This window comes from Inquilinus limosus (assembly GCF_002195995.1).
Classification (GTDB): domain Bacteria; phylum Pseudomonadota; class Alphaproteobacteria; order DSM-16000; family Inquilinaceae; genus Inquilinus; species Inquilinus limosus_C.
This window is the reverse complement of record NZ_NHON01000086.1, coordinates 15,980-28,304: the sequence shown is the minus strand read 5'-3', so window position 1 is coordinate 28,304 and position 12,325 is coordinate 15,980. Positions and strand designations below refer to the sequence as shown.

At 72.3% G+C, this 12,325-nt stretch carries 10 protein-coding genes; 7 read left to right on the top strand and 3 right to left on the bottom strand.

What is annotated here, in order from left to right; all coding sequences use genetic code 11:
- The coding region (locus tag BWR60_RS29245) for a (2Fe-2S)-binding protein (protein WP_429913047.1) at window positions 1–538 on the top strand (538 nt) is incomplete at its 5' end.
- A gap of 11 nt (window positions 539–549) precedes the next feature.
- Entirely contained in the window at window positions 550–2,721 is a 2,172-nt protein-coding gene (locus tag BWR60_RS29240; protein WP_088155663.1) for a xanthine dehydrogenase family protein molybdopterin-binding subunit, read from the top strand.
- Window positions 2,722–2,743: 22 nt separating this feature from the next.
- Here the strand turns inward: BWR60_RS29240 and BWR60_RS29235 are convergent, their stop codons facing one another.
- Window positions 2,744–4,825 carry a 3-hydroxyacyl-CoA dehydrogenase NAD-binding domain-containing protein gene (locus BWR60_RS29235; RefSeq protein WP_088155661.1) on the bottom strand — a complete coding sequence of 694 codons (2,082 nt, stop codon included), beginning with the start codon at window positions 4,823–4,825 and terminating at the stop codon, window positions 2,744–2,746.
- A gap of 111 nt (window positions 4,826–4,936) precedes the next feature.
- Here BWR60_RS29235 and BWR60_RS29230 point away from each other — a divergent pair, with 111 nt between their 5' ends.
- Complete coding sequence (locus tag BWR60_RS29230) at window positions 4,937–5,428, top strand: lytic transglycosylase domain-containing protein (protein WP_179222000.1); 492 nt, start codon at window positions 4,937–4,939, stop codon at window positions 5,426–5,428.
- Window positions 5,429–5,721: 293 nt separating this feature from the next.
- Here the strand turns inward: BWR60_RS29230 and BWR60_RS29225 are convergent, their stop codons facing one another.
- Entirely contained in the window at window positions 5,722–6,462 is a 741-nt protein-coding gene (locus tag BWR60_RS29225) for an SIMPL domain-containing protein (RefSeq protein WP_179221999.1), read from the bottom strand.
- A gap of 134 nt (window positions 6,463–6,596) precedes the next feature.
- Between BWR60_RS29225 and BWR60_RS29220 the strand changes: the two genes are divergently transcribed.
- The 4 genes from BWR60_RS29220 (at window position 6,597) to BWR60_RS29205 (ending at window position 11,080) form a co-directional block, all read left to right on the top strand.
- Window positions 6,597–9,857 (top strand): hypothetical protein, encoded by a 3,261-nt coding sequence (locus BWR60_RS29220; protein ID WP_218823734.1) that lies wholly within the window; start codon window positions 6,597–6,599, stop codon window positions 9,855–9,857.
- Window positions 9,858–9,919: 62 nt separating this feature from the next.
- Window positions 9,920–10,471, top strand: coding sequence for a methylated-DNA--[protein]-cysteine S-methyltransferase (locus tag BWR60_RS29215; protein WP_088155657.1), 552 nt, complete (start codon window positions 9,920–9,922; stop codon window positions 10,469–10,471).
- 49 nt (window positions 10,472–10,520) lie between these two features.
- Window positions 10,521–10,799: a CopG family ribbon-helix-helix protein gene (locus BWR60_RS29210; RefSeq protein WP_088155655.1), complete on the top strand. Its 279-nt coding sequence runs from the start codon at window positions 10,521–10,523 to the stop codon at window positions 10,797–10,799.
- A 35-nt stretch (window positions 10,800–10,834) separates the two neighbouring features.
- Window positions 10,835–11,080: a type II toxin-antitoxin system RelE/ParE family toxin gene (locus tag BWR60_RS29205; RefSeq protein ID WP_218823733.1), complete on the top strand. Its 246-nt coding sequence runs from the start codon at window positions 10,835–10,837 to the stop codon at window positions 11,078–11,080.
- Window positions 11,081–11,089: 9 nt separating this feature from the next.
- Here BWR60_RS29205 and BWR60_RS29200 read toward each other — a convergent pair whose 3' ends face one another.
- A complete protein-coding gene (locus tag BWR60_RS29200; RefSeq protein ID WP_088155651.1) occupies window positions 11,090–12,292 on the bottom strand; it encodes an MFS transporter in 1,203 nt (400 codons plus the stop codon).
- Window positions 12,293–12,325: the final 33 nt, after the last annotated feature.

The window sequence follows — 12,325 nt, the reverse complement described above, 5'->3', positions numbered from 1 at the left end:
ACCCGGTGCCCGCCCACCGCATGACGATGGTCCGGCCCCCACCCAGCCCAACCGCGAGGCAGCCATGGCCTTCACCCTCAGGATCAACGGGACCGAGCGCAGCGTCGAGGCCGAGCCCGACACGCCCCTCTTATGGGTGCTGCGGGAGCAGATCGGCCTGACCGGCACCAAATACGGCTGCGGCATCGCCCAGTGCGGCGCCTGCACCGTCCACATCGATGGCGTCGCCACCCGGTCCTGCGCGATGCCGGTCAGCGCGATCGGCCCGGAGCAGCAGATCGTCACCATCGAAGGGCTGTCGCCCGACGGCTCGCACCCGGTGCAGAAGGCCTGGGTGGCGCTGGACGTGCCGCAATGCGGCTACTGCCAGTCCGGCATGATCATGGCCGCGGCCGCCCTGCTGCAGCAGAACCGCAACCCGACCGACGACGACATCTCCGGCGAGATCACCAACATCTGCCGATGCGGCACCTACAACCGGGTGCGGGCGGCGATCAGGCAGGCCGCCGCCGATGGCGGCCCGGCCCGGAACGGCTGAGGGGGGCGGGGATGACGATCGTGCAGAGTGTCTCGCGCCGCGGCTTCATGGTCAGCGCCGCCGCCGCGATCGGCGGCCTGTCGCTGGGCTTCCGCGTGCCCTTCGCCGGCGAGGCCCTGGCGGCCGAGGCGGTGCCCGAGGTCAATGCCTGGGTGGTGATCCAGCCGGACGAGACCGTGGTGATCCGCATCGCCCGCGCCGAGATGGGGCAGGGCACGCTGACCGGCCTGGCCCAGCTGGTGGCGGAGGAGCTGGGCTGCGACTGGTCCCGCGTGACCACCGAATACCCGACCCCGGGCGAAAGCGCGGCGCGCGACCGGGTCTGGGGCAATTTCTCCACCACCGGCAGCCGCGGCATCCGCGAATCCCAGGACTATGTCCGCAAGGGCGGGGCTGCGGCGCGCGAGATGCTGGTCGCGGCCGCGGCGGCGGAATGGCAGGTGCCGGCGGCGGACTGCGCGGTCGACAAGGGCGTGATCCGCCACGCCGCCAGCGGCCGCAGCACCACCTTCGGCCAGGTCGCGACCGCCGCGGCCCGGCTGCAGCCGCCGGCCGAGATCCGGCTGAAGGACCCGAAGGACTGGACCATCGCCGGCAGGCCGCTGCCGCGGCTGGACACGGCGGACAAGCTGACCGGAAAGCAGGTCTACGGCGCCGACATCGTGCGGCCCGGCATGCTGAACGCCGCGATCAAGGCCTGCCCGGTCTTCGGCGGCAAGGTGAAGAGCTTCGACGCCGCCGCCGTCGCCGGCATGCCGGGGGTGCGCCAGGCGGTGCAGGTCGACGACACCGCCGTGGCGGTGGTGGCCGACACCTGGTGGCGGGCCAAGACCGCGCTGGAGGCGCTGCCGGTGGTCTGGGACGACGGGCCGAACACCGGCGTCTCCAGCGCCTCGATCGCCGGGACGCTGGCGGCCGGGCTCGATGCCGACGAGGCCTTCACCGGCAACCGGGCGGGCGACGCGCGGGCAGCGCTGGCCGGGGCGGCGAAGACGATCACGGCCGACTACGCCTATCCGTACCAGGCCCATGCCACGATGGAGCCGATGAACGCGACGGCGGTGTGGACGCCGGAGCGCTGCGAGGTCTGGTGCCCGACCCAGAACGCCGAGGCCGCCCTGACCACGGCAGCGGCGGCGGCGGATCTGCCCCTTGCGCAATGCGAAGTGCACAGGATGCATCTTGGCGGCGGCTTCGGCCGGCGCGGCGTCCACGACTATGTCCGCCAGGCGGTGCGCATCGCCCGGCAGATCCCCGGCACGCCGGTCAAGCTGCTGTGGTCGCGCGAGGAGGACATGCTGCACGACGTGTACCACCCGACCACGCAGTGCCGGCTGACCGGCGGGCTTGACGCGGACGGCAACCTCACGGCGCTGCATATGCGGATCTCGGGCCAATCGATCCTGGCGTCGCTGCGGCCGGAAGGCCTGCAGAACGGCATGGATCCGGTGGTGTTCCAGGGCCTCAACCCAGGCGGGGCGGAAGGGACGATCGGCTACACGATCGCCAACCTGCTGGTCGACCACGCGATGCGCAACCCGCCGATACCGCCGGGCTTCTGGCGCGGCGTCAACCTCAACCAGAACGCCTTCTACCTCGAATGCTTCATGGATGAGCTGGCCCATGCCGCGGGGCAGGACCCGCTGGCCTTCCGTCGCAGGCTGATGGCGAACCATCCGAAGCATCTCGCGGTGCTGGAGGCGGTGGCCGAGCGGATCGGCTGGGGGACCGCGCCGCCGCCGGGTGTGCATCGCGGCCTGGCCCAGATGATGGGCTATGGCAGCTATGTCGCGGCCGCGACGGAGATCTCGATCGCCGACGGGCGCGTCCGGATCCACCGCATCGTCGCGGCGACCGATCCCGGCCATGCCGTCAACCCGGCGCAGATCGAGCGGCAGGTCGAGGGCTCCTTCGTCTACGGCCTGTCCGCCTGCCTCTACGGCGAATGCACGGTCAAGGACGGCCGCATGGAGCAGGAGAATTTCGACACCTACACCCTGCTGCGGATGGACGAGATGCCGGCGGTGGAGACGATCATCATCCCCTCCGGCGGCTTCTGGGGCGGGGTGGGGGAGCCGACCATCGCGGTCGCCGGCCCGGCGGTGCTGAACGCGATCTTCGCCGCCACCGGCAAGCGCATCCGCAGCCTGCCGCTGGCGAAGAACGACCTCAGGGGCGTGTGATCCAGGGCCGCGCCGGCGCCGATCAGCGCGCCGGCGCGGCCCAGTCCGCGAAGCCCTGGCCGGACTCGGCCAGGCGGCGCAGCAGCGGCGCCGGGGCCAGCGCCGGTTCGCCGCGGGCGGCGGCGAAGGCCTCCAGCCGCGCCGCGACCGTCCTCAGCCCGACCTGATCGGCGTAATGCATCGGGCCGCCGCGCCAGGCCGGCCAGCCATAGCCGTTGATCCAGATCACGTCGATGTCGCCGGGGCGGGCGGCGATGCCCTCCTCCAGGATCCGCGCGCCCTCATTGACCATCGGATAGACCAGCCGCTCGACGACCTCCTCGGCCGGGATCGGGCGGCGGGTGACGCCCAGACGGGCGGAGACCTGCTGCAGCAGCGCCTCCACCTCCGGGTCGCGCACGCCGCCGCGGGCGCCCTCGGGGTACAGGTAGTAGCCGCGGCCGGCCTTCTGGCCCAGGCGCCCGGCCTCGCACAGCGCATCGGCCACCGGTGCCGTCTGGCCCAGCGACTTGCGGTTGCGCCAGGCGATGTCCAGCCCGGCCAGGTCGCTGACCGCGAAGGGGCCCATGCGGAAGCCGAAGCCGGTCAGGGCGGCGTCGACCTCATGTGGCAGCGCCCCCTCGATCAGCAGGCGCTCGGCCTCCTGGGTGCGGCGGGCCAGCATGCGGTTGCCGACGAAGCCGCGGCAGACGCCGACCACCACTGGCACCTTGCCCAGCCGCTTGCCGAGATCCAGCGCCGTCGCCAGCACGTCGGGGGCGGTCGCCTTGCCGCGGACCACCTCCAAGAGGCGCATGACATTGGCCGGGCTGAAGAAATGCAGCCCCAGCACGTCGCCGGGCCGGCCGGTCGACGCGGCGATCTGGTCGACGTCGAGATAGGAGGTGTTGGTGGCCAGGATGGCGCCAGGCTTCGCCACGCGCTCCAGCGTGCCGAAGATCTGGCGCTTCAGATCCATATCCTCGAAGGCGGCCTCGACCACCAGATCGGCGTCGGAAGCGGCCTCCAGCCCGACCTGGCCGGCCACCAGCGACAGGCGGTGGGCCTCGTCCTCGGCCGACAGGCTGCCGCGCTTGACCGAGGCGGCGTAGGTGCCGGCGATGCGGTCCAGGCCGCGGGCCAGCAGCTCCTCCCCGGTCTCGATCACCGTCACCGGGATGCCGGCATTGGCGAAGCACATGGCGATGCCGGCGCCCATGGTGCCGGCGCCGATCACCGCGGCCCGATGGATCGGCCGCCGCGCCGTGTCCCTGGCCAGCCCGGGCACGCGGGCGGTCTCGCGCTCGGCGAAGAAGGCGTAGCGCAGGGCCTTGGAGCGGTCGTCGGCGACCAGGGCGGTGAAGCGGGCGCGCTCCAGCGCCAGCCCGGCCTCGAAGGTCTCGGTGAAGGTGGCGCGCACCGCCTCGGCCAAGGCGGCGACGTTCGGCAGGTCGGGGTTGCGCTTCAGCGCCTCGGCCGCCGCCTGCTCGAAGGCCTCGCGGTCGCCGGGCTGCAACTGCCGGTCCAGGTCGCGGCTCCGCCGCCGGATGCCGGACCCGGCCAGCTCCACCGCCTTGGCCTTGGCCGCCGCCAGCAGGTCGTCCGCGGTAACGTCGTCGACGATGCTCAGCGCCAGCGCCTGGGCGGCGGAGGCCGGGGCGCCATCCGCCATCATCCTGAACGCGGGGGCGGCGCCGATCAGCCGCGGCAGCCGCTGGGTGCCGCCGGCGCCGGGGATCAGCCCCAGCTTGACCTCGGGCAGGCCCAGCTTCGCGGCCGGGCCGGCGATGCGGGCGTGGCAGCCCAGCGCCACCTCCAGCCCGCCGCCCAGCGCCGCGCCGCCGATCGCGGCGACCAGAGGCTTCCCGACCGAATCGAGCATGTCGATCACCTCGGGCAGGGAGGGCGGGGCCGGCGGCTTGCCGAACTCGCCGATATCGGCGCCGGCGATGAAGGTGCGGCCCTCGGCGGCGATGACGATGGCGCGGACCGAGGGATCGCTGTCGGCGCGGCGCACCGCCTCGGCCAGGCCGGCGCGGACGCCGGCGTCCAGCGCGTTGACCGGCGGGCTGGCGATGGTGACGATGGCGACGCCGTCCTCGATCGTGCTGCGCACCTTGTCCATCGGCCCTCTCCCTTCGCGGATCACACCCCTTCGGTATAGGCGATGTCATTGATCCGCAAGCCGGATGGTATAGGCTTCGAATCCTTCCGACGGCATGGCGGGCGGGGTCCGATGGCTCGGCATCACGGGGCGGCACGAACGGGGCGGCAGGCGGCCGTGGCGGCGCTGACGGCGCTGGCCCTGCTCGTGCCCGGTCCGGCCTCGGCCGGCGACTGCATGGCCCGCGCGGCGCTGCAGGCCGGGGTGCCGACCGAGCTGATCCTGGCCATGACCTATGTCGAGACGCGCTGGCGGCAGCGGGCGGTGAACGCGTCGAACGGCAATGGCAGCGAGGATGTCTGCATGATGCAGATCAACTCGGTGCACTACCCCCAGCTGGCGGCGCTCGGCGTCACCCGGGAGGAGCTGTTGGCCGACCGCTGCGTGTGCCTGCTGGTCGGCGGCGAGATCCTGCGCGAGATGCGGGCCGCCACCGGCGGTCGCGACATCTGGTCGGCGGTCGCCGCCTATAATGCCGGGCCGGAGAATCTGGAGGCCGGCCGTCCCTACGCCGACCAGGTCCGCAAGGTCTATGAGGCGATCCACGTCATCCAGGGCCAGTGACCGTCGATACCGCTACTGGCGTGGCCGTCTGATGGCGGCTTCTCCGCTTCCGGTGCTCACGCACCAAATGTGCGCTGCGCTCCGGTTCTCGAAGCCACCACCAGCCGACTCACGCCAGCGCAGTCTCAACGGTCCCTGGGGGCTGATGCCATCAAGTCATCAAGCCGTCATGGCGAGCCCCCGAAGGGGCGTGGCCATCCAGGGCGGCTCGCACCGGCCTCTGGATGGCCACGGCGCTGCGCGCCTCGCCATGACGAAAGGAAGCAGAGAGACGATCGTAGCGACCACAGAGGCTACTGCACGATCTCCCAGGTCACGCTGACGCGGGCGGTGAATTCGCTCTCGCCGGCCTCGACCGGGACGGCGGAGCGCTTGTCCATGGCGTAGGCGGCCATCATCGGGCGCGGGCCGGTGTCGGTGCCCGGCTCGGCGATCGCCAGGATGCGGCCCAGCTTCACCCCGGCCGCCTTGGCGATCACCTCGGCCTTGCGCTTGGCGTCCGCCACCGCGGCCTCGCGCGCCTTGTCCAGCACCGGCGCCTCGTCGGTCACGCCGAAGCTGATGCCGTCGATCTGGTTCGAGCCGGTGCTGACCGCGGTGTCCAGCACCGCGCCCAGCTTGGTCAGGTCGCGGATGCGGGCCGTCACCTGGTTGCGCACCTCGTAGCCGTCGATATGCGGCGCTTCGCTCGACCCCTCCTTCGGCTGGGCGTAGCGCGGCTGCACCGAGAAGCCGCTGGTCTGCAGGTCGGCTGCCTGGATGCCGGCCTTCTTGAAGGCGTCGAGCAGCGCGGCCATGGCCTTGCTGTTGGCGTCCACCGCCTCGCGCGCGGTCTTGCCCTCGCTGGTGACGCCGCTGGTCACGGTGGCCTGGTCCGGCGCGGCGCTGGCCGTGCCCTCGCCGGTCAGGGACAGGGTCTGCGCCGTCTGGCCGGCCTCGGCGGCCATCGCCGGCGCGGTGGCGGCGATCGCGGCCGGCACCGCCACGGCGGCGAGCAGGGCGGCGGCGAGCAGGCTGGAGCGGAAACGGGTCATGATCGGTCCCGGGATGGGTTGCGGTTGGGGCGGAGTAGAGGCCGGAATTGCGACGTTGCCAAGGCAGGTATCGGGTCCCATAGGCATATCCTCCGGGCCGGGGTAGAAGGGGAGCCCGGACGGAGGGAACAACAATGACCGCCGACTTCATCCTGCCGCGCGACGCCGATCTCGGGCTGCGCCGGATCGAGAACCGCACCGGCCTCGCCGCCGCCCTGCTGCCGAACGGCACGCTGTTCGCCCTGTCGCACCGGGCGGACGACAAGAGCGACCCGGTGCTGGTCAACCAGGTGCTGGGGTCGCCGATCGCGGGCGGCATCGGCCGAGTGCTGCTGCGCCTCGGCGGCGGCCGGGCGGTGGAGGCGGTCGGGGCCGCGGCGCGGCTGCAGGCCGGCGTCGGATCCGACCGGTTCGTCTGGGCCGGCGAGGCCGAAGGCCTGGTCCATCGCGCCACGCTGTGGCTGGCGCCGGATGCCGATCTCTGGCTGTGGCGGGTCGAGGTCGAGAACAGGGGCGCGGCCCCGGCCGAGGTCTCGGCGCTGCTGCTGCAGGATCTCGGCCTGGGCAGCCGCGGCTTCCTGATGAACAACGAAGCCTATGCCTCGCAATACATGGACCACCACGTCGCCCGGCATCCGACGCTGGGGCCGGTGGTGATGAGCCGCCAGGCCCTGGCCCAGAGCGGCCGGATCCCCTGGGTGGCGCATGGCTGCCTGGAGGGCGCGGCGGGCTTCGCCACCGATGCGGCGCAGAGCTTCGGCCCCGGCTTCCGCGACCGGGCCGAGGTGACGGGCGACCTGCCGGACGAGCGGCTGCAGCATGAGGTGGCCTGTGCGGCCATCGCCTCCGCCCCCGCGACGCTGGCGCCCGGCGCCAAGACGGCCTGGAGCTTCTTCGGCGTCTTCGTGCCCGACCATAAGGCAGCGTCGGACGATGGCGACCTGGCCGTGGTCGAGCAGGCGCTGCAGGCCGCCGAGGCCTTCCGCCCGGCCGAGGTGGCGCTGGAGGCGCCAGTGCGCGGCCTGCTGCAGGATGCGGCGCCGCTGGTGGCCGAGGATCTCGACACCGCTGCGCTGGACCGGCTGTGGCCGGCCCGGCGGCTGGAGGAGATGCGCGACGGCGCGCTGCAATCCTTCTTCGTCGATGAGGGCGATCTCAATCGCCACGTCGTGCTGCGGGCGAAGGAGCGCGAGCTGCGCCGCCGCCATGGCGCGCTGCTGCGCTCCGGCGTGGGGCTGCTGCCGACGGACGACCTGCTCTGCGCCACGGTCTGGGCGCATGGCGTCTTCGCCGCCCAGCTGACCGTCGGCAACACCTCGTTCCACAAGCTGTTCTCGGTCTCGCGCGACCCCTACAACATCACCCGCGCCTCCGGCCTCCGCATCCTGGTCGATGGCGGTGACGGCTGGCGCCTGCTGTCGGTGCCCTCGGCCTTCGAGATGGGGCTGGCGGAGGCCCGCTGGATCTACCGCTTCGGCGGCCGCACCGTCACTATCTGCGCCGCCGTCTCCGGCGCCGACACGGCGATGCAGTGGCGGGTGGATGTCGAGGGCGCGCCCTGCCGCTTCCTCGTCCTCGGCCATCTCGTGCTCGGCGAGCGCGAGCTCGAGCAGGCCGGGCGAGTCTCGATCGACGCGGCCGGCAAGCGCATCGCCTTCCGGCCCGACCCGGACTGGCTGTGGGGCCAGCGCTATCCCGACTCGATCTACCATCTGGTGACGCCGACCCCGGAGGCGATCGAGGCGGTCGGCGGTGACGAGCTGCTCTATGCCGACGGGCAGGGGCGCCGCGGCGGGTACATCGCGCTGCGCACCGGCGCGGTCGCCGGCTTCGGCTTCGCCGTCACCGGGTCGCTGACCGATCCGAAAGCGGCCGCCGCCTTGGCCGATCGCTACGCCGCCGGCGTGTCCTTCGACGAGATGCTCGGCACGGCCAACGCCCATTGGGCCGAGGTGACGCGCGGCCTGCGGGTCACCGGCGGCGGGTCGGAGGGGGCGGCGCTGGACGCCGCGTTCCCCTGGCTCGCCCATGACGCGATGATCCACCTGACCGTGCCGCATGGCCTCGAGCAGTACACCGGCGGCGCCTGGGGCACGCGCGACGTCTGCCAGGGCTCTGTCGAGTTCCTGTTGGCGCTGGAGCACGATGCAACAGCGAAGGAGGTGCTGCGCACCGTCTTCGCCCAGCAATACGAAGGCCGGGGCGACTGGCCGCAATGGTTCATGCTGGAGCCCTACGCCCCGATCCAGGACCGGCACGCCCATGGCGACGTCATCGTCTGGCCGCTGAAGGCGCTGTGCGACTACATCGAGGCCACGGGCGACATGGCCTTCCTGGACGAGCCGATTGCCTGGCGCAACGAGCAGGACTTCACCCGGACGGAGCGCCGCGACCCGGTCTCGGCCCATATCGACCGCATCGTCGCTGTGGTGCAGGAACGCTTCATCCCCGGCACGCGGCTGCTGCGCTATGGCGAGGGCGACTGGAACGATTCGCTGCAGCCGGTCGACCCGCATCTGCGCGACTGGATGGTCAGCGCCTGGACCGTCGCCCTCTTGATCCAGCAGCTCGGGCGCTGGGCCGGGGTGCTGGACCATGCCGGCCAGGCCGCCAAGGCGCGTGAGATCGAGGCGCTGGCCGGGTCGATGCACTGGGACCTGCAGCGCCACCTGGTGCGTGACGGGGTGCTGGCCGGCTATGCTGTGTTCAACCCGGACGGGACCGTGGCCGAGCTGCTGCTGCACCCGGACGACACCCGCACCGGCCTGCACTATTCGCTGCTGCCGATGAAGCGGGCGCTGATCGCCGGGCTGTTCGCCGGCGAGGCGGTGGAGCGGCATCTCGGGCTGATCCGCGAGCATCTGACCTTCCCGGACGGCATCCGGCTGATGGACCGGCCGGTGACCTATCGCGGCGGGGTCGAGACCCTGTTCCGCCGGGCCGAATCCGCCGCCTTCTTCGGCCGCGAGATCGGGCTGATGTACACCCACGCCCATCTCCGCGCCGGCGAGGCCATGGCGGCGCATGGCGAGGCCGACGCGGTGTGGCGGATCCTGCTGCAGGCCAGCCCGGTCGCCTCGACCGAGGTGGTGCCGAATGCGACGCCGCGCCAGCGCAACGCCTATTTCAGCTCCAGCGACGCCGCCTTCGCCGACCGCTACGCCGCCGGCGCCGACTGGGCGCTGGTGAAGCAGGGGGCGATCGCCGCCGATGGCGGCTGGCGGGTCTATTCCAGCGGGCCCGGCCTGACCACCAACCTGATGCTGCGGCACGTGTTCGGCCTGCGCCGCAGCTTCGGCGAGCGGATCCTCGACCCGCTGCTGCCGCCCGCGCATCCAGACCTGGCGGTGGAGCTGGTGCGGGGCGGCGAGCGGCGGCGCTACGGCCGGGGGTGAGCGGGCCGGGCGGCCGCAAGATTCAGGTTGCCGACGCCGGTCCCTCCGGGCCTGATGCCGGGATGACCTTCGCCGAGCCCGTCCCCCCGATCACCGCCGGCCGGATCGACACGCCGCTTGGGCCCATGCTGGCCCTGGTGGATGCGAGGGGCGCCCTGGTCGGCCTCGATTTCGAGGGCTCCGACGGCACCCCGACCTTCAGCCAGCGCCGCCTGGCGCGGGAGGGGCTGCAGACGGGGCCGGCCGATGCCGCCCTCATCCGGCCGATCGCGGAGCAACTGGCCGAATACTTCGCCGGACGGCGCCGGGAGTTCGACCTGCCCCTGGCGCCCTTCGGCACGCCGTTCCAGCGCCGGGTCTGGGCGGCGCTGTGCGCCATCCCCTGCGGCACCGCCCTGACCTATCGCGACATGGCGCTGCAGCTCGACCGGCCGCAGGCGGCCCGTGCGGTCGGCGCCGCCAACGGCGCCAACCCGATCTCGGTGATCGTCCCCTGCCACCGCCTGGTCGGCAGCGACGGCACGCTGACCGCCTATGGCGGCGGCCTGCACCGCAAGGCGGCCCTGCTGGAGCTGGAGGGGGCGAGGCCGGCGACGCTGTCGCTGGCGGTGTGAGGCACCATATGGTAGCCTTAGGTATTACCTTTAGCGACGTGGTGCGACCATGCCGACCGCAACCTCCATCAAGCTCGACGACGAGTTGAAGAGCCGCGTCCAGCACCTCGCCGGGCTGCGCCGGCGTTCGGCCCATTGGATCATGCGCGAAGCGATCCAGCAGTATGTCGAGCGTGAGGAGAAGCGCGAGGCGTTTCGCCGGGAGACGATCGAGGCCTGGGAGGATTTCCAGGCCACCGGCCTTCATGCCACCGCCGAGGAGGTCGAGAAATGGCTCGCCAGCTGGGGCACTGACGATGAACTGCCTCCGCCTGTATGCCACAAGTAATCTTCGCCCGGAGCGCGCTCCGGGATATCGAACGATTGCGCGCATTCCTTCGGCCGAAAAATCCGCTGGCCGCCAGACGTGCCGGCGAAGCCATCTTTCAGGGGGTGCGCATTCTCGGCGCTCATCCTCGTATGGGTCGCACTGTTGAGAACCTGCCCGAGTCCTATCGGGAATGGCTGATTGAATTTGGCGACACCGGCTACACGGTCCGGTATCGGGTCGAGGAAGACGTCATCACGATCCTTGCCATCCGCCACCAGAAGGAGGCCGGCCACTCCTGACCCGCGCCTTCACGCCGCCGCCGGCTGTGGTGCCCGACGTGGCAGGGCCAGGGCCAGCAGGCCGGCCAGCACGGCGAGGCCGATCGAGCCGGCCCAGAGCGCTCCGTAATCCGAGAAGCGGTCGAACACCACCCCGCCCAGGAAGGCGCCCAGCGCGCCGCCCGCGGCATGGCCGGCCGAGATCAGCCCCATCGCCAGGCCCAGCCGCGCGGTGCCGAGATGGCTCGCCGCCAGGCTGACCGTGACCGGCACGGTGGCGTAGTCGAACAGGCCGAACATCACGGCGAAGACGTACAGCATGCGGATGTCGGAGCCGATGCCGATCAGCAGGACGAAGCTGGCGGCCCGGGCCAAGTAGATCACGGCCAGCAGCAACGGCCGGTCGACCTGGTCGGTCAGCCAGCCGGCCAGCACCATCCCGCCCAGATTCACCGCCGACAGCACGCCATAGGCGGCGGCGCTGGGCAGCGGCGGGAAGCCGCAGAGCGCGGCGAAGGGCAGCAGATGCGTCTCGATCACCCCAGTGGTGGTGAAGCCGCAGATGGCGAAGCTCCAGAACAGCAGGTGGAACACCGGGCTGCGCAGCAGCGCCGCCGGGCTGCCGGCCTCGGCCTCCTGCCACGACGGCGCCGCCGGGGCCGTCGCGCCCCGCAGCGCCACCCAGGCGGCGAGGCCCAGCACCAGGCAGGCGGCGGCCAAGGCGGCGAAGCCCGAGCGCCAGGCCGGGCCCGCCGCCAGCAGGGCGACCAACGGCACCAGCACCAGCTGTCCCGCCGTGGCGCCGGCCGTGGCGATGCCGGTGGCCATGCCGCGGCCCCGGGTGAAACGCCGGGCGACGGCCGCAGCGACGATGTTGGTGCCGACCGCGGTGAAGCCGACTGCCGCGACGACGCCGAAACCCAGCAGGAACAGGGCGGTGGAGCGGCCGGCGGCGATGATCGCGGCGCCGGCGGCGACCAGCAGCAATCCGCCGGCCAGCAGGCGGCGTGGGCCATGCCGGTCGACCGCTGTGCCCATCACCGGCGCCATCCCCGCCATCACGCACAGCGCCAGTGCGCCGGCGCCGGACAGGAAGGCGCGGTCCCAGCCCAGCTCCGCCTCGATCACCGGCATCGACAGGCCGAGCACGGCGCGGACCGAGAAGGACAGCGCCAGCGCCGTGAAGCCGATGCCGACCAGGATCCAGCGGCCGCGCGATGCCTGTTCCGGCATGATGTGCTCCTTGCAGATCGGCTAAAGCCTCTC